At 66.7% G+C, this 24,206-nt stretch carries 21 protein-coding genes; 7 read left to right on the forward strand and 14 right to left on the reverse strand.

The window, feature by feature from the left end; genetic code table 11:
- Positions 1-166: 166 nt before the first annotated feature.
- The 5 genes from BWQ92_RS05770 to BWQ92_RS05790 all read right to left on the reverse strand — a co-directional run bounded on the left by BWQ92_RS05770 (position 167) and on the right by BWQ92_RS05790 (position 6,483).
- Positions 167-2,245, reverse strand: coding sequence for an MDR family MFS transporter (locus BWQ92_RS05770; protein WP_076798689.1), 2,079 nt, complete (start codon positions 2,243-2,245; stop codon positions 167-169).
- The gene (locus BWQ92_RS05775; RefSeq protein WP_076798690.1) at positions 2,238-2,732 is read right to left on the reverse strand and encodes a MarR family winged helix-turn-helix transcriptional regulator; all 495 of its coding nucleotides are present in this window, start codon (positions 2,730-2,732) and stop codon (positions 2,238-2,240) included. Before BWQ92_RS05775 ends, BWQ92_RS05770 begins: the two co-directional genes overlap by 8 nt.
- Before the next feature lie 197 nt (positions 2,733-2,929).
- A complete protein-coding gene (locus BWQ92_RS05780; protein ID WP_076798691.1) occupies positions 2,930-4,636 on the reverse strand; it encodes a thiamine pyrophosphate-binding protein in 1,707 nt (568 codons plus the stop codon).
- Positions 4,633-5,739: an agmatinase gene (gene speB / locus BWQ92_RS05785; protein WP_076798692.1), complete on the reverse strand. Its 1,107-nt coding sequence runs from the start codon at positions 5,737-5,739 to the stop codon at positions 4,633-4,635. Before speB ends, BWQ92_RS05780 begins: the two co-directional genes overlap by 4 nt.
- 168 nt (positions 5,740-5,907) lie before the next feature.
- Entirely contained in the window at positions 5,908-6,483 is a 576-nt protein-coding gene (locus tag BWQ92_RS05790) for a helix-turn-helix domain-containing protein (protein ID WP_076798693.1), read from the reverse strand.
- A 293-nt stretch (positions 6,484-6,776) separates the two neighbouring features.
- Between BWQ92_RS05790 and BWQ92_RS05795 the strand changes: the two genes are divergently transcribed.
- Entirely contained in the window at positions 6,777-8,300 is a 1,524-nt protein-coding gene (locus BWQ92_RS05795) for a sodium:solute symporter (protein ID WP_076798694.1), read from the forward strand.
- Positions 8,301-8,438: 138 nt separating this feature from the next.
- On the opposite strand, the gene BWQ92_RS05800 is transcribed toward BWQ92_RS05795, so the two are convergent.
- Complete coding sequence (locus BWQ92_RS05800) at positions 8,439-8,666, reverse strand: hypothetical protein (protein WP_076798695.1); 228 nt, start codon at positions 8,664-8,666, stop codon at positions 8,439-8,441.
- A 249-nt stretch (positions 8,667-8,915) separates the two neighbouring features.
- On the opposite strand from BWQ92_RS05800, the gene BWQ92_RS05805 reads away from it, so the two are divergent.
- Positions 8,916-10,088 carry a VIT1/CCC1 transporter family protein gene (locus tag BWQ92_RS05805; RefSeq protein ID WP_076798696.1) on the forward strand — a complete coding sequence of 391 codons (1,173 nt, stop codon included), beginning with the start codon at positions 8,916-8,918 and terminating at the stop codon, positions 10,086-10,088.
- Positions 10,089-10,229: 141 nt separating this feature from the next.
- On the forward strand, positions 10,230-11,282 hold the full coding sequence (locus BWQ92_RS05810) for a matrixin family metalloprotease (protein ID WP_076798697.1): 1,053 nt from the start codon (positions 10,230-10,232) through the stop codon (positions 11,280-11,282).
- 32 nt (positions 11,283-11,314) lie between these two features.
- Here BWQ92_RS05810 and BWQ92_RS05815 read toward each other — a convergent pair whose 3' ends face one another.
- The 4 genes from BWQ92_RS05815 to BWQ92_RS05830 form a co-directional block, all read right to left on the reverse strand.
- On the reverse strand, positions 11,315-12,448 hold the full coding sequence (locus BWQ92_RS05815; RefSeq protein ID WP_076798698.1) for an LOG family protein: 1,134 nt from the start codon (positions 12,446-12,448) through the stop codon (positions 11,315-11,317).
- A gap of 108 nt (positions 12,449-12,556) precedes the next feature.
- Positions 12,557-13,333 (reverse strand): SDR family NAD(P)-dependent oxidoreductase, encoded by a 777-nt coding sequence (locus tag BWQ92_RS05820; protein ID WP_076798699.1) that lies wholly within the window; start codon positions 13,331-13,333, stop codon positions 12,557-12,559.
- A gap of 36 nt (positions 13,334-13,369) precedes the next feature.
- Positions 13,370-14,737, reverse strand: coding sequence for an MFS transporter (locus BWQ92_RS05825; protein ID WP_442856747.1), 1,368 nt, complete (start codon positions 14,735-14,737; stop codon positions 13,370-13,372).
- A 262-nt stretch (positions 14,738-14,999) separates the two neighbouring features.
- Positions 15,000-15,707: a FadR/GntR family transcriptional regulator gene (locus BWQ92_RS05830; RefSeq protein WP_076798700.1), complete on the reverse strand. Its 708-nt coding sequence runs from the start codon at positions 15,705-15,707 to the stop codon at positions 15,000-15,002.
- A 94-nt stretch (positions 15,708-15,801) separates the two neighbouring features.
- On the opposite strand from BWQ92_RS05830, the gene BWQ92_RS05835 reads away from it, so the two are divergent.
- From BWQ92_RS05835 to iolB, 3 genes are all read left to right on the forward strand, one after another.
- Entirely contained in the window at positions 15,802-16,797 is a 996-nt protein-coding gene (locus tag BWQ92_RS05835) for a gamma-glutamyl-gamma-aminobutyrate hydrolase family protein (RefSeq protein ID WP_083706224.1), read from the forward strand.
- Between the two features lie 158 nt (positions 16,798-16,955).
- On the forward strand, positions 16,956-17,696 hold the full coding sequence (locus tag BWQ92_RS05840) for a GntR family transcriptional regulator (RefSeq protein WP_076798701.1): 741 nt from the start codon (positions 16,956-16,958) through the stop codon (positions 17,694-17,696).
- A 132-nt stretch (positions 17,697-17,828) separates the two neighbouring features.
- The gene (gene iolB / locus BWQ92_RS05845; RefSeq protein WP_076798702.1) at positions 17,829-18,746 is read left to right on the forward strand and encodes a 5-deoxy-glucuronate isomerase; all 918 of its coding nucleotides are present in this window, start codon (positions 17,829-17,831) and stop codon (positions 18,744-18,746) included.
- A gap of 6 nt (positions 18,747-18,752) precedes the next feature.
- Here the strand turns inward: iolB and BWQ92_RS05850 are convergent, their stop codons facing one another.
- Entirely contained in the window at positions 18,753-20,018 is a 1,266-nt protein-coding gene (locus BWQ92_RS05850; RefSeq protein WP_076798703.1) for an MFS transporter, read from the reverse strand.
- A 171-nt stretch (positions 20,019-20,189) separates the two neighbouring features.
- Here BWQ92_RS05850 and BWQ92_RS05855 point away from each other — a divergent pair, with 171 nt between their 5' ends.
- A complete protein-coding gene (locus BWQ92_RS05855; RefSeq protein WP_076798704.1) occupies positions 20,190-20,639 on the forward strand; it encodes a MarR family winged helix-turn-helix transcriptional regulator in 450 nt (149 codons plus the stop codon).
- Between the two features lie 87 nt (positions 20,640-20,726).
- Here the strand turns inward: BWQ92_RS05855 and BWQ92_RS05860 are convergent, their stop codons facing one another.
- The 3 genes from BWQ92_RS05860 to BWQ92_RS05870 form a co-directional block, all read right to left on the reverse strand.
- On the reverse strand, positions 20,727-22,205 hold the full coding sequence (locus BWQ92_RS05860; RefSeq protein ID WP_076798705.1) for a sugar porter family MFS transporter: 1,479 nt from the start codon (positions 22,203-22,205) through the stop codon (positions 20,727-20,729).
- On the reverse strand, positions 22,202-23,077 hold the full coding sequence (locus tag BWQ92_RS05865; RefSeq protein ID WP_076798706.1) for a sugar phosphate isomerase/epimerase family protein: 876 nt from the start codon (positions 23,075-23,077) through the stop codon (positions 22,202-22,204). The genes BWQ92_RS05860 and BWQ92_RS05865 overlap by 4 nt, the downstream gene beginning before the upstream one ends.
- A gap of 114 nt (positions 23,078-23,191) precedes the next feature.
- The gene (locus tag BWQ92_RS05870) at positions 23,192-24,205 is read right to left on the reverse strand and encodes a Gfo/Idh/MocA family protein (protein ID WP_076798707.1); all 1,014 of its coding nucleotides are present in this window, start codon (positions 24,203-24,205) and stop codon (positions 23,192-23,194) included.
- Position 24,206 lies beyond the last annotated feature (1 nt).

The following is a 24,206-nucleotide window of genomic DNA, read 5'->3' on the forward strand; positions in this document are numbered from 1 at the left end:
ACTCTACGAAATCCGTTGCCCGTGCGAAACGTCTCGGGCAAAGATCATCCCAGCGGACGACGCCGGAACCCACCCCAGACTCACCACCGGGCCCCAGCGCGAACGTACACTTGGGGCCCCAGGAAAGCGGTTCCCAAGGGCCACAAGTGTACGTTCGCGCTATTGGTTACTCGCTCCGGTGCTTGCCGTGCGAGGCGATGTAATGGGCAGCGGCGCTCTGGAGCTTTCGTTCCTTGGCCAGCCGCCGGCTCAGTGCCTTAAGTTCTTCGCCCACCCGGGCCTGCTCCTGCGCGACCAGCCGCTGCTGCTCCGCCTGCAGTGCAACGGTGTTCAGGGCCTTGGCGAGCTGAAGCTGCTGCTCCGCGAGGAGCCCCTGCGTTTCCTGGATAAGGGGAAGCAGGTCCGCAGGCCGGCTGTGCATCTCGGCGAGCAAGGTCCGCGCCCGCGCCGGCGGTTCATTCATGGGCAGGACGGGTTCCGGCATACTCTGCCGGGCGGGATAGGACGCCGCCTTGGCATTGCCGGCCAGCTGGCGGTTCAGCACCTCGGCGAACTCACGCTCAAGGTCGTCGTCGGAATAGTCGGCCGCGGCGAGCCCGGAAACCGGGTCAGAAGCCGCACCGGAAACCGGGGCAGCGTCCCCTGAACCGCCGTCGGCAGAATCCGGAGCCGCGTCCGGCCGGATGTCCACGGTCCGGCGCAGCGGCTGTTCCTTGATCAGGAGCACAGCGAGGAGGGCAACCACAGAGATGGCGCCGGCGATCAGGAAAATCTCGGCCGTGGCGTCACCGTAGGCGGCCCGCATGATGTCCCGGATCGGGGCAGGCATGTGGACCAGGTCGAGGCTGGCCCCGGACGAGCCCGAGCCGGCCTTGATTCCGGCGTCGGCGAGGCCCTGCGTGGCCAGTTCCTTGACCCGGTTGCTCATGACCGCGCCCAGCACGGACACGCCGATCGCGCCGCCCACGGAGCGGAAGAACGCCACAGATGCACTGGCGGTGCCGATGTCGCTGGCGCTGACGGTGTTCTGCACGGCCAGGACGAGGTTCTGCATCAGCATGCCGAGCCCGAGGCCAAGGATGGCCGTGAAGACTCCGGAGTGCCACAGTTCCGTGGTGTGGTCCATGGTGCCGGCGAGACCCAGCCCGGCGATCAGCAGCACGGAGCCGGCGATCAGGTAGCGCTTCCACTTGCCCGTCCGGCTAATCAGCTGCCCGGAGAGTACGGAGCCGATCAGGTTGCCGGCAATCATGGGCAAGGTCAGCAGGCCGGCCTCGGTGGGTGTTGCGCCGCGCGCCACCTGGAAGTACTGGCCCAGGAAGGTGGAGGAGCCGAACATCGCCACGCCCACGGCCACGGAGGCCCAGATGGCCAGGGCCGTGGTGCGCTCGGAGATGATCTTGAGCGGGATGATGGGCTGCGGAACCTTGGATTCGACCACCACCAGCAGCGCCAGGAGCACGACGCCGCCGCCCACCATCAGCAGCGACTGCCAGGACCACCAGTCGTAGTAGTCGGGGTTGCCGGCGAACGACACCCAGATGAGGAGAAGGCTGACGCCGGAGGTCAGGAGGATGGATCCGAGCCAGTCGATCCTGGCCGGCCGCTTGACGTGCTGGATCTTCAGCGTGATCTGGAGCAGGATCAGGGCGACGACGGCGAGCGGCACGCAGACGAAGAACGTCCAGCGCCAGCCCAGCGGGCTGTCGACGATGAAGCCGCCCAGCAGCGGCCCGCCGGCGGTGCCGACGGCCATGACTGCGCCCATGTAGCCGGAGTACTTTCCGCGGTCGCGCGGCGGAATCATGGAACCGATGATCGCCTGGGCCAGGGCCGTAAGGCCGCCCATGGCGATGCCCTGGACAACACGGGCCGTCAGCAGCAGCGGGATGTTTTCAGACAGGCCGGCCATTACCGATCCCGCCACAAAGATCACGATGCTGAGCTGGACGAGGACCTTCTTGTCGAACAGGTCAGCGAGCTTGCCCCAGATGGGTGTGGTGGCCGCGTTGGCCAGCAGCGCCGCCGTGATGACCCACGCAAAGTCCGTCTGCGTGCCCTTGAGCTCGGACATGATGGTGGGCAGCGCGTTGGCCACGATGGTGCTGCTGAGGATCGCGGTGAAGAAGGCGGCGAGGAGCCCGGTCAGGGCCTCCATGATCTGCCGGTGCGTCATAGGCGCCTCTGGCGTGTGGGCCGGGGGCCGGGGCGTGGCCGTCCCGGAGACGGCGGCGTGGCTAGCCATTGATGTGCTCCTTGCGTTTGGTGGTTGTGTTCGGCCCGGCCGCCGTGGCCCGGGCGGATTCCCTAAGGGACTCCGAGAGTTTGTGGAGTACTTTCGCCGTCTCCTCGGCGTCTTGCTGGCTCCAGTCCCGCAGGAATTCCTGCAGCGTGGCGACGCGGTGCTCCTCGATGGCGATGAGTTTCGCGCGGCCGGCGTCGGTGAGGGCCACCAATTGCGCCCGGCCGTCGTCGGGATCGGGCCGGCGGTGCACCAGACCGAGTTCCTCGAGCTCTGCGATGTGCCTGCTGAGGACCGGCGCGCTGACGCCCAGCCGTGCGGCGAGGTGGGTGGCGCGCGATTCCTGCTCCCCCACGAACCGCAGGACGCCCTGCAGCGCAACACCGGCTTCCAGACCACGGGAGGTCGAGACGGTCACGCACCGCACGGCGCGCTGGAGGTCGAAGATCTGCCGCATGAGTTCGGCGGCCGTGTTAGGTGCAACTGCCATAGTGGAAAACCCCTCATTGCTTGCCTTAGGCAACTATAGCAATAAATGGTTGCTTTAGGAAACTAAGTAATGGGTGCTGCCCGCGGTCCCCTTTAAATGACAGAAGCGCGAACGTACAGTTGTGGCCCCAAATCCGGGTGGAAATGGGGCCACAACTGTACGTTCGCGCTGGGTGGGGGTGTCAGGTGGTCGAAGGGTCAGGTGTCCAGGTGGGTCGGGGCGAACATCTTCAGCAGCGTTTCAACCACGACGACGTTGGGCCCGTCCGCGGTGAAGGCGGCCTTGAGCGCGTCCCCCACGTTTTCCGGGGCAACCCGGGTGGCGGGAACGCCGAAGGATTCGGCCAGCTTCACGAAGTCCGGGCGGGCGAGTTCGGTGGCCGTCGCCTTGCCGAAGGCGCCCACCATGTATTCGCGCAGGATGCCGTAGCCGCCGTCGTCCACGATCAGCCAGGTGACCGGCACGTTGTGCTGCTTCGCGGTGGCGAGTTCGGCGATGGAGTACATGGCCGAGCCGTCGCCGGAGACGGCGAGCACCCGGGCTGAGGCCGCTGACTTGCCCACGGTTTCCAGGCCCACGGCCCCGCCGATCGCCGCCGGGAAGCCGTAGCCGAGGCCGCCGGCGCCCTGGGCGGAATGGAACTGGCCCTCGCGGGCGTCCCAGCAGCTCCAACCCCAGTACGCCGAGATGGTCATGTCCCAAAACGTCTGCATGTCCGCCGGAACCGCCTCGCGGATGTCGGCCATGAACTTCAGTTCCTTGGCCAGGTCCTGCGACTCCAGCCGCTCCCGCACCTTGCGCAGTGACTCCCGCACCAAGTCCTCGGGAGAGATGCCGTGCCAGTCAACCCGCGGTTCGGCCGGGGCCGACAGGGAAGCGTCAAGGGCCGCGAGCGCCTGTCCGGCGTCGGCGCGGATTCCCAGGCCTGGGCGGTTGGATTCCAGGACGCGCGGTTCGGCGTCGATCTGGATGATGCGGCCGCGCGGTTCGAACGTGAAGTAGTTGGAGGTGACCTCGCCCAGCGAGGAGCCGATGACCACCAGGACGTCGGCGTCCTCCAGGAGGTCCGTCATGTGCCGGTCCTCGATCCACGACTGCAGCGACAGTTCATGGTTCCACGGGAAGGCGCCGTTGCCGCCGGGCGTGCAGATGACGGGGGCACGGAGCTTTTCCGCGATCGAGAGCAGCGATTTTTCCGCCCGGCCGCGGCGGGTTCCACCGCCGGCGATAATGGCGGGACGCTCCGCCGCCGACAGCCATTTCACCGCTTCCCGAACCAGCTCGACGCGCGGCGGGTTGTCCGCTGCTTCGGCCAGCGCGTCCTCGACGGGCGGCACCACGATGGGGTCCAGCAGCACGTTCTGGGGGATTTCCAGCCACACCGGCCCCTGGGGCGAGGAGATCGCCTCGGTCCAGGCGTCCTGGATGGCGGACGGAATGCCCGAGGCATGCTGGATCAGGCGCTGGCTCTTGGTGACGTTGGCAGCTGACGCCTTCTGATCATCCAGCTGGTGCAGCATGCCCTTCCGCCGCGCGCCCAGGCCCTCAAGCGGGATCTGGCTGGCAACCACCACCATGGGCACACCCGTGGCATAGGCCTCCTGCAGCCCGGCGAGCGAGGTCAGTGCGCCCGGCCCGGTGGACAGGAAGAGCACGCCCACCTCCCCCGTGGCGCGCGAGTAGCCGTCGGCGGCGAAGGCGCTGTTGTTCTCCACTCGGGAGGACACAAACTTCAGGTTGCCCCGGCCCATCGCATCGAAGAGACCCAGCGCGTGCTGGCCGGGAATGCCGAACACCGTCTTGGCGCCGAGCGCCTCGAGGGTTTCGACGACGAGGTCCCCGCCATTGCGCACACCCTCCCCGGAGCCTGATCCCGAGGCAGCGCCGGGTTCGGTGCCGGTCATTTGGAGCCTACGGCGGCGCGGACAGTACCGTTGTCGGCCGGCGCCGGGGAGGCTGCCGCGAACCCTGCAGGACGCCGGACTTCCCGGCCCAGCGCCTGGGCAGCATAGCCGGTCTCGGCGCCGAAGCGGTCGCCGGCTACGGTGTTGTCCGCCATGAGGGTGACAAGTTCGTAGGCAACGTGGCTTGCAGCAACACCAGTGATCTCGGCATGGTCGTAGGCCGGGGCCACTTCGACGACGTCGGCGCCCACGAGGTTCATGCCGCGGAAACCGCGGATGATCTCCAGCAGTTCACGGCTGGTGATGCCGCCGGCTTCCGGCGTGCCGGTTCCCGGGGCGTGGGCGGGGTCCAGGACGTCGATGTCGACGGAGATGTACAGCGGCCGGTTTCCGATCCGGTCCCGCACCTTGGCCACCGTCTCCAGCACGCCCTGGTAGTAAACGTCCGCGGAGGTGACGATCCCGAACCCGAAGCGGTGGTCGTCGTCGAGATCCTTCTTCCCGTACAGCGGGCCGCGGGTGCCGATGTGGCTGATGGCCTCCGTATCAAGGATGCCCTCCTCCACGGCACGGCGGAACGGCGTGCCGTGGGTGTACTCCGCACCGAAATAGGTGTCCCAGGTGTCCAGGTGGGCGTCGAAGTGCAGCATGGCGATGGGGCCGCCGGCCCGCTCGGCGGCGGCGCGCAGGAGCGGCAGCGCGATGGTGTGGTCGCCGCCGAGGGTGAGCAGCTTGCTGCCGGCCGCCGTCAGATCGAGGGCGTTCTGCTGGATGGTTTCGATGGCCTCGTTGATGTTGAACGGGTTCACGGCCATGTCACCGGCGTCGGCCACCTGGCAGTTCTCGAAGGGGCTGACATCCCAGGCCGGGTTGTACGGGCGGAGGAGCCGGCTGGCCTCGCGGACGTGGTTGGCGCCGAAACGGGCACCGGGCCGGTAGGAGACCCCGGAGTCAAAGGGCACGCCCACCACGGTGATGTCGGACTTCGCCACCTGGTCCAGGCGCGGCAGGCGGGCGTAGGTGCCGGCCCCGGCGTAGCGGGGAATACGGGATGAATCGATGGGGCCAAGGTTGCCGTTGGCTTCGATGCGCAGCTCTTCCAAAGGAACGCCTCTCCTTCGAGGATTGAATGTCGAGGGTGGGTTGTGACAGCCATCATACACTCGAAGTTGCCCAATGTGCACCGGCTGTTTACATCAGGCCTCGAAGCCGGGGCATAAAAAACCCGGGCCCCACAGCAGACATGCGGGCCCGGGCATCAACCGAAAGCCCTACCGGCTGGCGGCCGGCACCAGCACCCAGAGGACTTCGACAGACTCATCGGTGGGGTTGACCCAGGTATGCGGCTCCCGCCCGGGGAAGGTGACGGTGTCACCGGTGGTCAGTTCGTACTCCTCATTGGTGAGGATGAGCTTGATGGTCCCTTTGATCACGTGCAGGACATCGACATCGCAGTCCACGGCGTAGAGCTCTGATTCGCCGCGGCCCCGGGGGTCGATAACCGCCTGGATGATCTGCACGCGGCGCTCGGACCGGGCGGTCAGCAGCCGCTCGACGATGCCCTGTCCGCCGAGGGAGATGCGCGGCCCCGCATCGCGTTTGGTCAGGTGCGTTTCGGGCGCGGCAAACAGGTCTCCAATGGAGATCGACAGGACCTGGCACAGCGTGACGAGCGAGGCCACCGACGGCGAGGTCAGGTCGCGCTCCACTCGACTCAGGAAGCCTTTGGTCAATCCGGTGGCGTCGGCCACCTGCTCGATGGTGAGCCGCTGGGACTGGCGCGCGGCACGGATTCTTGAACCGATGGCAACGGGAACATTGCTCGGCTCAACTGGAAGTGCCTTCATTTACGAACCTTTCACGGCCGGCCGCACGGCCCCAACATTGGAGCCATATTATCGGCCTGGCCCTTCTGTGACGCGGGCCAGGCGCGCCTTGCGGGCTTTGCGTCTTGACTGTTACTGGAATCACAGCCTACGCTTTTATGCAACATGTGTTGCTTGTGGAACAACTCCCACGAGGAGAGGCACACCAAGGAACCCAGCGTTTCCCCAGATTTCCGTTCAATGCAGCGCCGTCCCGGAGGCCCCGTTTCCAGGACCGGTCCGTAAGCTGCCAAAGCTCCAAGGATCCCCCAATCATGGACGCAAGTTTCGTCAATATCGCCATCGTGGTGGCCTACCTGGCCGCGATGTTGGCCTTCGGCTGGTGGGGCAAGTCCCGCACCAAAAACAACAGCGACTTCCTCGTGGCCGGCCGCCGCCTGGGTCCGCTGCTCTACACGGGAACCATGGCAGCCGTGGTTCTGGGCGGCGCCTCCACCGTCGGCGGCGTCGGCCTGGGCTACAAGTTCGGCATCTCGGGCATGTGGCTCGTGGTGGCGATCGGCGCCGGCGTCCTGCTGCTGAGCCTGCTGTTCGCGGGCACCATCCAGAAGCTGAAGATCTACACCGTCTCCCAGATGCTGTCCCTGCGGTACGGCAGCGAGGCCACCCGGACCTCCGGAATCGTCATGCTCGCCTACACCCTGATGCTGTGCGCCACCTCCACCGGCGCATACGCCACCATCTTCGTGGTGCTGTTCGGCTGGGACCGCGCACTGGCCATCGCCATCGGCGGCGCGATCGTACTGGTCTACTCCACCATCGGCGGCATGTGGTCCATCACCCTGGCCGACCAGGTCCAGTTCGTCATCAAGACTGTGGGCATCTTCGTCCTCATGCTGCCCTTCACGCTCAACGCCGCAGGAGGCATTGACGGCATCCGCAGCCGGGTGGAGGCCAGCTTCTTCCAGATTGACGGCATCGGCGTCCAGACGATCATCACGTACTTCGTGGTCTACACCCTTGGCCTGCTGATCGGCCAGGACATCTGGCAGCGCGTGTTCACGGCAAAGACGCCGCGGGTTGCCCGCTGGGGAGGTGCCACCGCCGGCATTTACTGCATCCTGTACGGCGCCGCCGGCGCGCTGATCGGCCTCGGCGCGAGGGTGGCGCTGCCAAACATCGATGTCGCCACCGAGGGCAAGGACGTCGTCTACGCCGAGGTGGCACAGAACCTGCTGCCCATCGGCATCGGCGGTCTGGTGCTCGCCGCCGCCGTCGCAGCCATGATGTCCACCGCATCAGGTGCCCTGATCGCCGCCGCCACCGTGGCCCGCGCCGACGTCCTGCCCTTCGTCGCCGGCTGGTTCGGCAAGACTATCAACACCGACGACTCCGACAACCCCGAGCACGACGTCAAGGCCAACCGCATGTGGGTCCTCGGGCTGGGCATTGTGGCCATCCTGATCGCCATCATCACCAAGGACGTGGTCGCGGCCCTGACCATCGCCTACGACATCCTGGTGGGCGGCCTGCTCGTGGCCATCCTCGGCGGCCTGGTCTGGAGGCGCGGCACCGGCATCGCCGCTGCTGCCTCCATGGCCGTGGGTTCCGTCGTCACGCTCGGCACCATGATCGTTCTGGAGATCAATGCCAAGGCACCGCTGGAAGGCGTCTTCGCCAACGAGCCGATCTACTACGGCCTGATCGCTTCGGCAGTGGTCTACGTTGCAGTGTCGCTGCTGACCAAGCCCACGGACCCCGCGGTCATGAACCGCTGGTTCCTTCGGGTCACCGGCAAGGACACCGAGGAGGTGCCGGTTTCGGCCGGCTCCCTGTAAAGCGTCCGGTGATCTGCCGCTGGCAGATTAAGTACAAGCACGACGACGGCGGTGCCTCCCAGCGCGGGGAGGCACCGCCGTCGGGGTTTAACGAGTTGGGCTAAAGCGGGACGGAAAGGATCAGCGCTAGAAGGCGCTTTAGGCTTCGTAGCCTTCGTCCGCACGAAACTCGTCGTCCGCGTCCAGCGGAACCACCCGTTCGTCGCCGTCCGCTGCCTCGGAGTTGCCGGGAACAACCCGCTCCTCGGAATCAAGGAATTCGTCTTCCGCGTCCCAGTCTTCCACCGGCGCGTCCTCGGCAAAGTCGTAGGCGGGATCGGAGTCGATGCGGGTGTCCGGCTCGGGGTGCGTTCCGTTGGTGTTCATCAGGCAGACCTCCGTGTGGTTGGACTACTTCAATACCCCGCCGTCGGCGCGGCACATTTTCATCAGATCACCGCCGGTGCAGGGGGTCAAGGGCGTTCAGGCAGGCAGGCGGGATTGCCTCCGCAGACAGGGTTATTGAGGTTTCCCTAAACTTCCGGCTAAGGCTTACCGGCCGAAAATCCGCGGAATTCCGGGGTAAAGTGGGCGATGCAATGGGGCCGCATCCGTCCCATCTACCCAGGAGTTCCCGTGTCTCAGCACGCAAAATCTGACCCCCACACCACCGGCGACGCGCCCGGCTCGACCAACCGCCTTCCCGCCGGTGCCCAGGCATCCCGCCCGGAACCCAGCCCCGCCGACATCAAGCGCTGGCGCCAGTACCTCGCGGACGAACGGGCCGAGGCTGCCGTCTACCGTGACCTCGCCCAAAACCGCTCCGGCGAAGAGCGCGCCATCCTTCTGGCCCTGGCCGAGGCCGAGGGCCGGCATGAAGCCCACTGGCTGAAGCTGCTCGGGGAGCATGCCGGCAAGCCCCGGCACGCCTCCTTCCGCAGCCGCCTGCTGGGCTTCCTCGCCCGGCACTTCGGCTCGGTGTTTGTGCTCGCGCTGGCGCAGCGGGCCGAGGGCCGCTCCCCCTACACCAAGGAACCGTCGGCCACCCCGGCCATGGCGGCCGACGAGCAGATTCATGAGGAAGTGGTCCGGGGGCTGGCAACGCGCGGCCGCAACCGGCTCGCCGGCACGTTCCGCGCCGCTGTCTTCGGAGCCAACGACGGCCTGGTCAGCAACCTCGCGCTGGTGATGGGCATGGCCGCCACGGGCGTTGGCAGCGGCGTGGTCCTGCTCAGTGGCATCTCCGGGCTTTTGGCCGGCGCGTTCTCCATGGGCGCGGGCGAATTCGTGTCCGTCCGTTCCCAGCGGGAGCTCCTCGACGCGACCCGCCCCACCCAGGTGACGCTGGTGGCGGCGCCGCAGCTGGACATTGAGCACAACGAACTCCTGCTGGTGTACCTGGCGCGCGGCATGTCCCGGGAGGCTGCCGAACACCGGGTGGCCGAGCGCATGGGCCTCTTCACGTGCGACTGCGATCCCAGCCTCTCGCTGCATCCTGAACTGCCCGAGACCGAGGACGAGCACGAAGCCGTCGGCACGGCCTGGGGCGCCGCGCTGTCCAGCTTCTGCTTCTTCGCTTCGGGCGCGATCGTGCCCATCATTCCGTTTATCTTCGGCATGACCGGAGTCAGTGCCCTCATCGTGGCGGCAGTCCTGGTGGGCGTCGCACTGCTGGCCACCGGCGGGACTGTCGGGCTGCTGTCCGGCACGTCGCCGCTGACCCGCGGCCTGCGGCAGCTCGCCATCGGGCTCGGAGCAGCCGGCGTCACGTACCTCCTGGGAATGGTATTCGGCGCCGTCATAGCCTGACTCACCGGCATTTCGGCCAATTTACCGGCCTGGCGGGCGGAACTGTAAAGTAAGCTTGCTTAGTGATTGTTGCCTTGTTTGCCCCGCGCCCGGTTCCGTGGTGGGGGCGGCGTGGCAGGAGAATGCCGCGAAAGGGGTGCAGTGGAGCGTCAGGATCCGGGAAACAGCCAGCCCAGACACCGGCACCGGCCGCGCCATTCCGGCCCGGCCACGGCAGCGGCAAGGTTCATCCGCAGTCTGGTCGTGCTCGCTGCCCTCGGTTGTGCCGCATTCCTCGCAGCGGGGATGGCCTACGGCGACCCCCGTTTTGCCGGCGCTCTGAACTTCCGCATCGGTTCCGGGGATCCGTCCGCGTCCCGGCAGGAGGATGCCCCGCAGGACGTCCAGCAGCAGGACACCGGCCAGGACCAGGCAGGGCACGACCATACGGAACAAGACCCGTCCGCGGTACCTGCCCAAGCCGGACCAAGCCCGCAGCCGAGGCGGGCGGAGGCCGGTGTGCCCGGAGGCACGGGCGCTGCCGCCGGCGCGCCCCCGCCGGGCCTCGGGGAGGCAGCCACTCCCCTGGGCCGGCCGCAGGCGCCCCCGAAGCCCAGCAAGTCGTTCAAGTTTCTGGCCGTGAACGCCGACGGCTCCCCCGTGGGCTACTCGCCGTGCCGCCCGTTGCACTACGTGGTGGATGCCAGGCTTGCCCCGGAAGGTGCTGCAGGCCTGGTTCCGGCAGCGATCCAGGCCATCTCCCGCGCCACCGGCATCCAGTTCGTCAACGACGGCGTCACCGACGAGCAGCCGTCGGCCCGGCGCGCCCCGTACCAGCCCGAAAAATACGGCGACCGCTGGGCACCCCTGCTCATCAGCTGGACCACGCCGGAGGTGGCCCCGAAGCTGGGCGGCAAGGTCATCGGCACTGGCGGCAGCACCCTGTACAGCTACGGGAACGGGCCCCAGAGCTATGTCACCGGGAGCCTGGAACTGGATGCACCCCAAATGGCTGTGGAGCTGGGACGCCCGGACGGTACCTCCTACGCCAGTGCCGTCATCCTCCATGAACTGGCCCACGTGATGGGGCTGGAGCACGTGAACGACCCCTTCCAGCTCATGTACCCGGAGATCGGCTCGCCGGAGGGCCTGGCGGCCGGCGACCTGAACGGCCTGTATCGGCTGGGCAAAGCACCCTGCCGCAAGGACCTGTAAGCCGGCGCAGCCCGTTCACCCGGCCCGCCGGTTTACCCGCCGAGGACCGCGAGCGCCTCGTCCACGCTGTCCACCAGGAAGATCCGCTGCTCCATGGCCCGGCCCGCGGCGAGGCTTTGCAGCATGGGCCAGGCCGGAAATTTCTGCTCCCAGTGTTCCCTGCCCACGAGCACCATGGGGGTCATGGTCTCCGGGACGCCGTAGTAGTTCTCGCAGGCGTCCTGGAAGATCTCCTGGACCGTACCCGCGGCGCCGGGCAGGAACACGATCCCTCCGTTGCAGACCTCCAGGAGGATGGCCTCGCGGACGGCGTTGGCGAAGTACTTGGCGATGTGGGTGGCGAAATAGTTGGGCGGCTCGTGCCCGTAAAACCAAGTGGGAATGCCCAGGGAAGGGGTCCCGGCCGGAAAGCGCTCGACGGCGGCTGCCGCAGCACGTGCCCAGGCGGACACCGAGGGACGGAAGCCGGGAACGGCTGCCAGGTCACGGAGCACGTCCTGGAAGTCGGCGTCGCTGGCGGTGCTCAGGTAGGCACCCAGGTTCGCGGCCTCCATGGCGCCGGGGCCTCCGCCGGTAGCCACCAGATGGCCGCGGCGGGCCAGGAGCCGTCCCAGCAGGGCCGCGGCGGCGAAGCCGGTGGTCCCCCGCTGCAGGGCATGGCCGCCCATGACCCCGACGATGGAACGGCCGCCGCTGTTGAGGGTGCGGACAAATTCCTCCAGGGAGTCCCCGACGGCGTGATCGTGCAGGGCTGCCGCCAGGGTGGAATCGAGGCGGTGCCGTTGGCCTGGCCGCATGCTCCACTGATAGACCAAAGCGTCCGGGGTTTTCTCGTACGGCCCGTCAAGGATGCCTGCGTACAGCTCCTGCGGAGTGTAAAGCCCGGCCCGGTACGGGTTGAAAGGAACGCCGGTGAGCTTTGGAAAAATCAGGGCACCCCGGCTGCGGAGTGACGCCTCCACGCCCGGGTCGAACGTACAGCCCAGGAAAATCGCCCCCTCGGCGTCCAGGGCAGCCAAGGCAGTGCCCCGTCCGCGGAGATCAAGCGACTGCGCGTGCCAGCCGTGCATCGCCGTGGCCCCGGCGCTCACCAGCCGGTCGAACCTGGCGACGCTGTCCACCTCAAGGGTCCGCGGGCTGGGGTTCAGGCTGCCGGAGGGGTTCATGATGCCTAGCCTAATGCGGTGCCGGGAGCGCACAGGGCCCAAAAGCGAAGTGCCCCGCCGGGAGACCGGCGGGGCACTTCGGGAAAATCCAACGGCTAAGAAACCAGGTCAGGAGACCTGGAGGCCGCCGTTGATGTCGTAGGTCGCGGCGGTGATGTAGCCCGAGTCCGCACCCAGCAGGAAGGAGATCAGCGCAGCCACTTCCTCGCGGGTGCCCACGCGGCCCATCATGATGCCCTCGGACATCTGGGCCTTGCGCTCCTCGGTCAGGGTTCCGCCCATGATGTCGGTGTCGATCGGGCCCGGGGCGATCGCGTTCACGGTCACGCCGAACTCGCCGACTTCGCGGGCCAGGGCACGGGTGAAGCCGATGATGCCGGCCTTGGAGGCGCTGTAGGCCACCTTGGAGTAGGTGCCGCCGCCGCGCTGGGCGGAGATGGAGGAGATGCTGACGATGCGGCCCAGCTTGCGTTCGATCATGCCCTTGAGCACCCGCTGGGACACCACGAACGTGCCGCGCATGTTGATGGCGAAGACCTTGTCCCACTCGGCAACCGTGGTCTCCATGAAGGGGGTCGGGGAGCTGATGCCGGCCAAGTTGGCCAGTGCCACGATCGGCGGCATCGACTCTTCGATCTCGGTGGTCGCCCGGTCCACGGATGCTTCGTCGGAGACGTCTGCTCCGACGCCGATCGCCTTCACGGCACGGTTCGACCCGATCTCCGCGGCGGCGGCCCTCGCGTCCTCGGCGTTGATGTCCAGGATTGCGATGGACCAGCCCTCGCTGGCCATGCGGTCAGCCGCTGCCCGGCCAATGCCGCGGACGGATGCCGCGCCGGTCAGCACAACGGTGCGTTCTGCGGGGAAGGGGGTGGTTGAGCTCATTGCGGGTATTCCTTCGGGTGGTTCTCGGATGGGTCTTTAGCGGTTGGCCGGGACGTCTGCGGTGACCTTGACTGCCGGGTCCAGTGCCGCATCGCCTTCGGGGCGCTTACGGGCATACAGGTAGGTGGCCACAGCCGTGACGCACAGGCAGAAGGAGAGGAACAGCAGGCCGCTCTGGTTGTTGCCGGTGGCATCCTTCAGGATCCCGACGGCGTACGGGGCCACGAAGCCGCCAAGGTTGCCCAGCGAGTTGACCAGGGCGAGGCCGGAAGCGGCTGCCGCGCCGGTGAGGGCGGCGGACGGCATGGAGAGGAACGGGGCGATGGCTCCGTAGATGCCCATGGCCGCTGCGGTCAGGGCGATGAGTGCCAGGACGGGGTTGACCTGCAGGAGGTAACCGGCGGAGAGGAGTCCAAGACCTGCCAGCACCATGCTGACGGAGGTGTGCCAGGCGCGCTTGCCGGTCTTGTCGGCGCGCTTGCTCCAGAAGTAGACGAAGACTGCTGCGATGGAGTACGGAACCAGGACGATGAATCCGACCTGCGCGGTGGAGAAGTCACCCAGGGCGGCCACGATGGTGGGAAGCCACAGGCCCAGGCCGTAGATGCCGCAGACGAGGCCGAAGTACAGGGCAGAGTAAACAACGGTGCGCTTGTCCTTGAGGCCAGCCAGGAAGTTGTGGTTGCCGCCCTTGGACTTGGCTGCGAGTTCGGCGTCCATGGTGTTGGTCAGCCATTCGCGCTCATCGGCGTTGAGCCACTTGGCGTCGCGGGGGCGGTCCGTCATGAGGATCGGGGTCAGCAGGCCGAGCAGGACAGCCGGGATGCCTTCGATGATGTACAGCCACTGCCAGCCGTGCAGGCCCCAGATGCCGTCCATCTGCAGCAGGAGGCCGGACACCGGGGCGCCGAGGGCGTTGGAGATGGGCTGGGCGAGGATGAAGATGCCCAGGACGGTGACGCGCTGCGCGGCCGGGAACCACAGGGTCAGGTAGAAGAGGATGGCCGGGAAGAAGCCGGCTTCGGCGGCGCCGAGCAGGAACCGGATGATGTAGTAGGTGGTTTCACCGTTCACCAGGGCCATGGCCGTGGCGAAGATGCCCCACGTGATCAGGATGCGGGCCAGCCATTTGCGGGCGCCGAACTTGTACATCCCGGCGTTGCTGGGTACTTCCAGGAGTGCGTAGCCGAGGAAGAAGATGCCCGCACCCAGACCGTAGGCAGCAGCGGTCAGGCCGATGTCCTCGCTCATGGTCAGCTTGGCGAAGCCGACGTTGTTGCGGTCCAGGTATGCGATGAAGTACAGGAGCACGATCAGCGGCATGACGCGGCGGCGGACTTTGCGGAGCGTGCGGTCTCCAAGCTCGCCGAGTCCGGAGGACGTTTTGGTTAATGAAGTCATCATCGACCTTCTGTCTGGCGGTTCCCGGCCCGGCGGCTCTGCGGGTGGGTTTCCGCTGCTTATCTTTGTGGATTCCGATCAGCGATTATGTCTGCTTTATCTGATGTCAGACATCTGACGGAAGAACATGACCAAAAGCTTAGGAGGGTGACGAGCGTTACGTCAAGGCGGAAGGGCGAACCCGCCCAAAGACACGCCCAGTCACTCCCGGACCTGGAGAAAAGTCGGGAACAGTGGGTGGAGCCGGGGAAGGAGAAAAGGGGGCTTAGGAGCGGCTGCCGTGAACGTAGCGCTCGTAGTCCTCGAAGGTCTGGTCCATGTGCTCATCCATGGCTTTGCGGGCCAGCTCCGGGTCACCGGTGAGGATGCTTTCCAGCACGCGCTGGTGGAAGGCGATGGCGTGGCGCTGGATCTCCTCGATGGCCGACGTCTCGCGGCGCGCGCGGTAGAGGGACTGGCCCAGCTGGGCCAGCAGGGCACGCACAAACGGGTTGCCGGAGGCCTTCAGGACGGTGTCATGGAAGGCTATGTCCGCGGCCACGAACCCGTCCAGGTCGCGGTCCTGGTGAAACCGCTTCATGTCCGCGATGGACGCCCTCATCTCCTCGGCGTGTTCGGGGGTGTGGCGGCGGGCGGCGAGCGCAGCGGCACCGGTTTCCACCATGCGCCGCACCTCAATGAGCCCGCGGGAAACCTGGTCGTCCGCGTTGCCGTGCGAGGCTGCCTTGATGATGGCATCGAGGCCAGTCCAGTTGTCGGCAGGGTTTACGAACGTGCCGCGGCCGGCCTTGACGTACAGGATGTTCTGGGCCCGAAGTGCTTTCAGGGCTTCACGGGCGGTCAGCCGGCTGACGTCGTAGGCCTTGGCGATGTCGGCTTCCGGCGGCAGTGCATCGTGCGGCTTCAGCCTGCCATCGAGAATGTCGTCCAGCAGACCGTCAACGAGGTCGTCAACAAGTGTCCTGCGCCCCATCGACTGCCCTACTTTCGCCTTGCCTACTGCTCCCAACACTACCGAACCGCGGCAGACCCAGTAAAAAGGATCCGTCATGGGGCAGAATTTGAGGATGCAGGATTCAACGCGGAATTCAGGAACAGTGCAGGATCCGGAGGCAGTGCAGGATTTGGACACAGCGCAGAACCGGGATGCGACAGACAGCACGACGCCGGGCCATGGGCGCCGGCCCCGAATCGGTATCCCTGTCCGGCTCAATAACACTTCGGATCCGGATCCGCGGGTGGCAAAGGCCAACCGCCTCTTCGGCTGCATCGTCAGCCTCATCCGCGATGCTGGCGGGGAGCCGGTGCTGCTCACCCCTGAGTCGCTGGAGCCGGGAGTTCGCGGAACCCCCAACAGTGGAACGGCCGACGGCGGAACCTCCGGCGGCGAAAAGGCGCCGGACGCGCCCGGGGCGCTTGACGGCGTCGTACTTCCCGGCGGCGGTGACATTAGCCCCCGCCTCTACGGCGAGGAGCCGGGACCTACGCTCTACGACGTCAGCGAGGAGCAGGACCGGCTGGACTTCGCGGTGGCGCGGCACGCGCTGGATTCCGGCATGCCGGTATTGGGCATCTGCCGCGGACACCAGCTGCTCAATGTGCTGTACGGCGGGACGCTGATCCAGGACATGACGCCAGGAACCGTGCCGCACCGCCAGATCCCGGCAGCCGCCAACAGGCCCTGGGTCTGGCACGAGGTGACCATCAACCCGGGCTCCAAGGTGGCAAAGATGTATGCCGCCGTCGACAGTCCGGACGGCGGGACGGCGGCCTCGGCGGGCGCAGCCTCTGCGGACGCGGGTAAGGCAGCTGCGGGCAATGCAGCCGCAGGCGACACTGCAGCGATGGGCGTCAAGATCGCTTCGGGCCACCATCAGGCCGTTGACCGGGTGGCTCCGGGGCTGCTGGTGACCGCCGTCGCGGATGACGGCACGGTGGAGGCACTCGAGGATCCGGAGCGGTGGGTGGCCTCGGTGCAGTGGCACCCGGAGGCCCTGGAACTGACCGAAGAGCAAAGGCTCGCCCCGTTCCGTGTCTTCGTGGAGGCCTGCGGCAAGCCCTGACCGGCGAAGCACCTCGGCTGCCGTGCGGACCGGTTCCGCTCCTTGACTGGCGGCCGCGCCCTGCTATGATCAAAATCAGAGTATGTCCTAACAAACGGACATGCACTGACATACAGGCTTCCTGGACGCAGGAACCTGCGGCACAAAGGGAGCATTCAATGGCGAACCAACTACACCTCAGCATCGACCGGTCGTCGCCGGTGCCGCTGTACCATCAGGTGGTCCAGGGCATTGAAGCTGCCATCCATACCGGCCTGCTGGAACCCGGCAGCCGGCTGGAGAACGAGATCGACCTCGCCGCCCAGCTGAACCTCTCGCGCCCCACCATGCGCAAGGCCATGGACGAACTGGTCCGTTCCGGGCTGCTCGTGCGCAAGCGGGGTGTCGGCACTCAGGTGGTGTCGAGCCAGGTCCGCCGTCCGCTTGAACTGTCCAGCCTGTACGACGACCTGACGAACAACGGCAGCAAGCCGACCACCGAGGTGCTCACCTTTGCGCATATAGAGGCCGACGCCGCAACCCGGGAGGCCCTCCACCTCACCGCCGGGGCCAAGGTCTACCACTTCACGAGGCTCCGGAAAGTGGCCGGCAAGCCACTGGCCCTGATGGAGAACTGGGTGCGCGACGACATCACGCACATTGATGAGGACCTGCTCAAGACGCAGGGCCTGTACAGCATCCTGCGCAGCGGCGGCGTCAACTTCCGGCTGGCAACGCAGCGCATCGGCGCCATGGTGGCCAACGATTACCAGGCCCCGCTCCTGGACACCCAGCCCGGTTCCGCCCTGGTCACCATGGAACGCACCGCCGTCGACGACACGGGGCGCAACGTGGAGACCGGACACCACGTCTACCGGGGAGACTCCTACAGCTTCGAAATGACACTGGTCCAGCGCTAGCGCGATTCAGCGCCGGGCCGGCAAAGCAAGGACGGTTCAGTCCCCCGCCCGCGTGGGGGCAGCCGTTGGCCTGGCCTTTTGCCGACTGCCGGCGGGGCGCCATTTCCACCTATCCGAAAGGGACACGAACTTATGGCCGAATGGGTATACCCCCTGGGCAGCGCCGCCGAAGGCTGCTGGGACGTTTCGCTGGGAACGTCGGACTCGAAACTTGCCGTGCAGGGCTGGGAGCACACTGGGCTGAAGGTGGCCACGCTGGCGCCGGGCGCCGCCGTCGAACTCCCCGCGGCCGCCGAGGAACGGATTGTCATCCCGCTGAGCGGGGCGTTCACGGTGACGGTTGACGGCCTGGATCATCCGCTTGCCGGGCGGGCCAGTGTCTTCAGCGGCCCCACCGATGTGCTGTACTCCGGGACGGACAAGGCGGTTACCGTCTCGTCGTCCGACGGCGGCCGGGTTGCCATCGCTACGGCTCCCGCCAAGGTCCAGTACCCCACCCGGCTGGTCACTGCGGCGGAGACGCCCGTGGAGCTGCGCGGTGCCGGAAACTGCTCGCGCCAGGTCCACAATTTCGGCACCCCCGCCGCACTGGAGGCGGACCGGTTCATCGTCTGCGAAGTCATCACGCCGGCGGGCAACTGGTCCTCCTACCCGCCGCACAAGCATGACGAGGAGAAGGAGGGCGAGACCCGGCTCGAGGAGATCTACTACTTCGAGACGCGGGTGGCCAACGGAGCCGGTTCGGCAGGTCCGGGTCCGGCCGGGCCGGGCGGGGATGCGGATGCCATCGGCTACCAGCGGGTCTACGCCTCCGACGACCGCCCGATCGACGTCGCCGCCGAAGTCCGCACCGGCGACGTGGTGCTGGTCCCCTACGGCTGGCACGGCCCGGCCATGGCCGCGCCCGGCTACGACATGTACTACCTCAACGTCATGGCCGGACCCGGCCGCGTCCGGGACTGGCTCATCAGCGATGACCCGCACCATGGCTGGGTGCGCCAGACCTGGGAAGGCCAGAACATCGACCCGCGGCTGCCTTTCAAGGCGTAGGTGCGCCTAGCGCACAGAGACGGGTTCGACGTCGGCCGGTTCAGCTTCGGTTGAACCGGCCACTTCCGCCTCCATCCCCGTCTGGGACGCGGCCGTTAGCCCGGTAGCCGCAGCCCGGCGGGCACTTGCCTTTGCCCCGGCGGCGGCACCGGCCATCACCAGAAGGCCCAGCACGGTAATCGCTGCCCCGGCCCAGATGGGCGAGGTGTAGCCGAGGCCGGCAGTGATGGTGACCCCGCCGAGCCAGGCACCCAGGGCGTTGCCCACATTGAACGCGCCGATGTTGGCTCCGGACGCCAGCGTGGGCGCCTTGGCCGCGTACTTCATGACGCGCATCTGCAGGCCCGGCACCGTTGCGAAGCCGAAACCGCCCAGGAGCAGCAGCGAGGCGATGGTGAGCATCTGGTTGCCTGCACTCAGGGCGAACGCCACCAGCACAACCACAAGGACGGAAAGCACGGCGAGCAGGGTGCGGTCCACGTTGCGGTCGGCCGCCCGGCCGCCGAGGGTGTTGCCGATGAACAGGCCCACGCCGAAGACAATCAGCAGCCAGGGCACCGTGGAGGCGGCGAATCCGGAAACCTCCGTGAGCGTGAAGGCGATATAGGTGAAGGCGCCGAACATTCCGCCGTAGCCCAGGACGGTCACCAGGATGGACAGCCACACCTGCCCGGAGCGGAAGGCTCGCAGCTCGCTGCGCAGGCCGCCCGGAGCCGCCTCGCCGCTCCCGGCCTTGGGCACCAGGGCCAGGATGCCTGCCAGCGCCAGCACACCGATGCCGGTGATGGCCCAGAAGGTGGAACGCCAGCCTGCCGCCTGCCCCAGCAGGGTGCCGAGCGGAACCCCGAGGACGTTGGCAGCTGTAAGCCCGGTGAACATGATGGCGATGGCGGCCGCCTTCCTGGTGGGAGGAACCATTCCGGCAGCCACCACCGCACCGATGCCAAAGAAGGCGCCGTGCGCAAGGGCTGCCACCACCCGGCCTGCCATCATCGTCCAGTAGTCGGGGGCGACGGCGGAGAGCAGGTTGCCGGCAATAAAGAGCACCAGCAGCACGGCCAGGACCGGCTTGCGCTGGAAGCGGGAGACGGCGGCGGTGAGCCCCAGGGCTCCCACCACGACGGCGAGGGCATAGCCGGAGATGAACCAGCCGGCTGAGGCTTCACTGACCCTGAAGTCGGCAGCCACTTCGGGGAGCAGCCCCATGATGACGAACTCGGTGAGTCCGATGCCGAACCCGCCGAGGGCTAGGGCTATCAGGCCAACAGGCATGGATGTGCTCCTTCGGAACTGTACTGAATGGGAAGCGCCGCGTAAGCTATTAGTTGCAAGCGCGCTATATTTCGTTGCAGAAGCAACTATTGCATGAAAAAATATACCGCGCAAGCAACTATTTGTGCGGTGCTCCCTTCTGGGAGCCGTAGAGCTGAAGGAGTGGGGCCTGTGGGGATCAAGGACGACGCCGTGGAGGTGCGTGCCCAGGGCTGGCGCACACTTGCCGCCCTGCACGGGCTGATCGAGGCGGAGCTGGAACGGTCGCTGCAGGGACAGGCGCAGCTATCCGTCGTCGAATATACGGTGCTGGATGCGCTCAGCCGGCAGGACGGTTGGCATATGCGCATGCAGCAGCTTGCACGGGCCACCGCCCTCTCCCCCAGCGCGACCACGCGCCTGGTGAACCGGCTGGAGGACCGCGGCCTGCTGACACGGATCCTGTGCGCGGATGACCGGCGCGGGATCTACACCGAACTCACCGGCAGCGGGAGCAAACTGCTGGCAGACGCGCGGCCGGTCCACGACGCCACACTGGAGCGGACCCTGGCCGAAGCGCAGCAGGTGCCGGAGCTGGCGCCCCTGGTGGAAGCCCTCCCCCGGCTCCACGCCGGCGTGTAGTTTCACGCCGGTCCGGTCCTTGAACGGGTAATGCCCCCTCGAGGACCTTGAGGGGGCATTACCCGTTCGTAGAATTCAGTGTTTCTGTCAGTGGACGGGGGTGCGCGTTTCGCCGGCGGTCCCGGCTCCGGCAGTCGCCGCCTCCGTGGGGACACCTGCCTGGTGCTTGAAGTAGTGTTCCACGTCCTCGAGGCTCTTGTCCTTGGTCTCCGGAACGTACTTTGCGGCGAACAGAATCGCCCCCACCCCGAGGATTGCAAACACGAAGAACGTGTTGGAGATGCCCACGGCTGCCAGCAGCTGCGGGAAGCCGAAGCCGATCAGGAAGTTCACGATCCAGAGCACGAAGGCGGATGCACCCATGCCCAGGCCGCGGAGCTTCAGCGGGAAGATCTCCGAGAGCATGAGCCACGTGACCGGCGAAATGGCGCCCTGCTGGAAGGCCAGGAACGTGACGGTCAGTGCCAGGATCACGTAGCCGCGGGCGGTGCCCGCGGGCAGGACCAGCGAGAACAGGCCGATCAGCAGCAGCGCCGAGGTGGTTCCGACCTGCCCGGTGATGAGCATCCGCCGGCGCCCCACCTTGCCAAGGAGCCAGATGCCGGCGAACGTGGCCAGCACGGAGATGACGCCGTTGGCGATGTTGGCGCTGAGGGCCGCCTCCCGGCCGAAGCCGGCATCGGCGAGGATCTGCGTGCCGTAGTACATGATCGAGTTCACGCCGGTGATCTGCTGGATGACCGCAAGGCCGACGCCCACGAAAAAGATCCGGCGCAGCCAGGGAACCTGCAGGTCCTTCCAGGACCCCATCTTGGACTTGTAGTCCTCCACCGCCATGGCCTTGACTTCTTCGAACTCCGCCGCTGCCTCGGCCTTGGACCGGATGCGCTGGAGCACGCCGAGCGCCTCGCCGAAGCTGCCCATGGAGGCCAGCCAGCGGGGGCTTTCGGGCATGAAGGCCATGCCGATCCACAGCGCGACCGCCGGCAGCGTGGCAATCACCAGCATCCAGCGCCAAATGCCGCCGGCCTCGCCGAAGGTGTTGCCGAGGTAGGCGTTGAAGATGAAGGCCAGCAGCTGGCCGGTGACGATCATGAGCTCGTTCTGCGTCACGATCCGCCCGCGGCGGGCCGACGGCGACACCTCGGCCAGGTACACGGGCACCGTCACGGACGCTCCGCCCACGGCCAGGCCCAGGACGAACCGGGCCGCGACCATGAACTCGGTGCTGGGAGCCAGCGTGCAGGCAAGCGTGCCCACCAGGAAGATCACGGCCAGGACCATGATCATCTTGCGGCGGCCGTTCCGGTCCGCCAGCCGGCCGCCGAACAGGGCACCGAAAGCGGCGCCGAACAGCAGTGACGACGTCACCATACCCTCGGCCAGCGGGGTCAGGCCCAGGTCCTCCTGCATGTACGGCAGGGCACCGTTGATGACGCCGGTGTCGTAGCCAAAGAGGAGGCCGCCGAACGTGGAGATGATGGTAACGGTGCGGAGCGCCCGCTTGTGCTTCAAGTGTGCCCGCTTGTGCCTTAAGTCGGCCTTCCCAGAAGGCGCGGCCGTCATACGCTGACCTTCTGCACGTACTGCTTCATGGTCTCGAGCTGGAAGCGGGATACCTCGTCGGCGTTCTCGTTTTCGGCGAAGACGCTGGAGACCATCACAGTGTTATCCCGGTCCAGGAACCCGATTTCCTTCAGACCGCCGAAAAACTCGTCCCAGTTCACGTCGCCGTCGCCGATCTTCAGGTGCTGGTGCACCCGGACGGCGTTGCCCGGCGGATTGGTGATGTAGCGCAGGCCGTGTGACGCGTGGTGGTCCATGGTGTCCGCAACGTGGACCAGGCGGAGCTTGTCCCCCGCCGCGCGCATGATGTCCAGCGGCGAGTTCTTCATGTGGAAGCTGTGCGAGGCCACGTAGACCATGCCGACGTTCTTCGAGTTCAGGCCACGGATGACGCGGATCGCGGCCAGGCCCTCCTCCACGAAGTCGTCCGGGTGCGGGTCGATGAGGAGGTCGATGCCTTCGCGCTCGATGATGGGGAGCAGTTCCTCCATGGAGCGGTAGAAAGCGCGCTCGGACTCCTCAGCCAGCTCCGGCCGGCCGCTGAACTCGGTGTTCATGGTGCTCACGCCCAGGTCCACGGCGATCTGGATGGCGCGCTTCCAGTAGCGCACCGCTGCCTCACGGGCGTCCTCGTCCGGACCGGACCAGCGCAGCACAGGCAGGATGGACGCGATTTCGATTCCGGCGTCGGTGCACGCCTTCTTCAGCTGGCCCACCAGCTCGTCGTCGGCCTTGGGGTGGTTGTAGAAGGGGATGAAATCCGGATGCGGCGTCATCTGCATGTACTTGTAGCCGAGGTCCGCCACCACCTTCGGGAACTCCAGCAGGCTGTGGCTGTGGTGGAACGGGGTGGGGTCAAGGGCGATTTTCACGAGGAACACTCCATTGTGGAAAGAGTCGGATAACAGAAGGAGTTTTTGTCCAGATAACGCGGCCGTGAGCGGGCATGAAGGCGCATTATCTGGACAAAAACTCCAGGTGCAGTGCTAGCTGTAGAGGGCAGGCTTGGCGTTCAGCTTCACGGCGACCTTCTCGCCGTTCTTCTGGGCTTCCACGCCCGCTTCGCAGCAGGCCGCCGTGGCGTAGCCGTCCCAGGCGCTGGGTCCGCCGATTTCACCGCGGAGGGCGGCGTCCACCCAGGCCTGGATTTCGACGTCGTAAGCGGCGCCGAAACGCTCCTCGAAGCCGGGCGTGACCTTGCCGCCCCAGCGGCCATTGCTGCGCAGGTACGGGCCGCTGTCGCCGCCGATGCTCACGATGCCGTCCTCGAAGGACGCCTGCGTGGCCACTTCGTAGCCGAACTTCGCGTTCACGTAGATTTCGACGTCGGCCAGGACACCGGACTCGGTTTCGATCAGGACGTGCTGGGGATCGTGCTGGCCGGCCGGGGCGTTCTTCGTGGCCTTGCCGAGCCGGACCTGGACCGAGGTGATCTCCTCGCCGGTGAAGAAGCGGATGGCGTCGAACTCGTGGACCACGGAATCGTTGATGAGCATCTCGTTGGTGAAGCCCGCCGGGGTGCTCGGGTTCCGGTGCTGGTGGTGCAGCATCAGCAGCTCGCCGAGCTCACCGTTGCGGATGACCGAACCCAGGGCGGCGTATTCAGCGTCGAAGCGGCGCATAAAGCCCACCTGGATGCGCTTGCGGCCCAGCTTCTCCTCGGCCTGGACGATCTTCCAGGACGACTCCGCGTCCGGCGTCAGCGGCTTCTCACAAAGGATCGGAATGTCCTTGGCGATGGCCTTGAGCAGGATTTCCTCGTGCAGGAAGCCCGGGGTGGCAATGAGGACGGCGTTGACGTCGCCATTGTTCAGTGCCTCTTCGGCGTCGGCCAGGGCAACAGCCCCGGGGATTCCCTCGATGGCGGCCTGTGCACGGGCCAGGTCAACATCGACGACGGCGGCAACTTCAGCGCCGTGGATGCGCTTGCTGAGGCGCTGGATGTGGTCCGCGCCCATGCGGCCGGCGCCGATGACGGCGACGCGAAGGGTTTCAGTCATT

Origin of the sequence: Arthrobacter sp. QXT-31 (genome assembly GCF_001969265.1) — a bacterium.
Taxonomy (GTDB): Bacteria; Actinomycetota; Actinomycetes; order Actinomycetales; family Micrococcaceae; genus Arthrobacter.

Coding starts and splice junctions, on each gene's coding strand:
- BWQ92_RS05780 (WP_076798691.1), bottom strand. CDS start 4,636: ATGACCGGCACCGAACCCGGCGCTGCCTCGGGATCAGGCTCCGGGGAG.
- BWQ92_RS05835 (WP_083706224.1), top strand. CDS start 15,802: ATGCAGGATTCAACGCGGAATTCAGGAACAGTGCAGGATCCGGAGGCA.
- BWQ92_RS05830 (WP_076798700.1), bottom strand. CDS start 15,707: ATGGGGCGCAGGACACTTGTTGACGACCTCGTTGACGGTCTGCTGGAC.
- iolB (WP_076798702.1), top strand. CDS start 17,829: ATGGCCGAATGGGTATACCCCCTGGGCAGCGCCGCCGAAGGCTGCTGG.
- BWQ92_RS05870 (WP_076798707.1), bottom strand. CDS start 24,205: ATGACTGAAACCCTTCGCGTCGCCGTCATCGGCGCCGGCCGCATGGGC.
- BWQ92_RS05860 (WP_076798705.1), bottom strand. CDS start 22,205: ATGACGGCCGCGCCTTCTGGGAAGGCCGACTTAAGGCACAAGCGGGCA.
- BWQ92_RS05800 (WP_076798695.1), bottom strand. CDS start 8,666: ATGAACACCAACGGAACGCACCCCGAGCCGGACACCCGCATCGACTCC.
- BWQ92_RS05790 (WP_076798693.1), bottom strand. CDS start 6,483: ATGAAGGCACTTCCAGTTGAGCCGAGCAATGTTCCCGTTGCCATCGGT.
- BWQ92_RS05840 (WP_076798701.1), top strand. CDS start 16,956: ATGGCGAACCAACTACACCTCAGCATCGACCGGTCGTCGCCGGTGCCG.
- BWQ92_RS05815 (WP_076798698.1), bottom strand. CDS start 12,448: ATGAACCCCTCCGGCAGCCTGAACCCCAGCCCGCGGACCCTTGAGGTG.
- BWQ92_RS05770 (WP_076798689.1), bottom strand. CDS start 2,245: ATGGCTAGCCACGCCGCCGTCTCCGGGACGGCCACGCCCCGGCCCCCG.
- BWQ92_RS05825 (WP_442856747.1), bottom strand. CDS start 14,737: ATGATGACTTCATTAACCAAAACGTCCTCCGGACTCGGCGAGCTTGGA.
- BWQ92_RS05795 (WP_076798694.1), top strand. CDS start 6,777: ATGGACGCAAGTTTCGTCAATATCGCCATCGTGGTGGCCTACCTGGCC.
- BWQ92_RS05775 (WP_076798690.1), bottom strand. CDS start 2,732: ATGGCAGTTGCACCTAACACGGCCGCCGAACTCATGCGGCAGATCTTC.
- BWQ92_RS05820 (WP_076798699.1), bottom strand. CDS start 13,333: ATGAGCTCAACCACCCCCTTCCCCGCAGAACGCACCGTTGTGCTGACC.
- BWQ92_RS05850 (WP_076798703.1), bottom strand. CDS start 20,018: ATGCCTGTTGGCCTGATAGCCCTAGCCCTCGGCGGGTTCGGCATCGGA.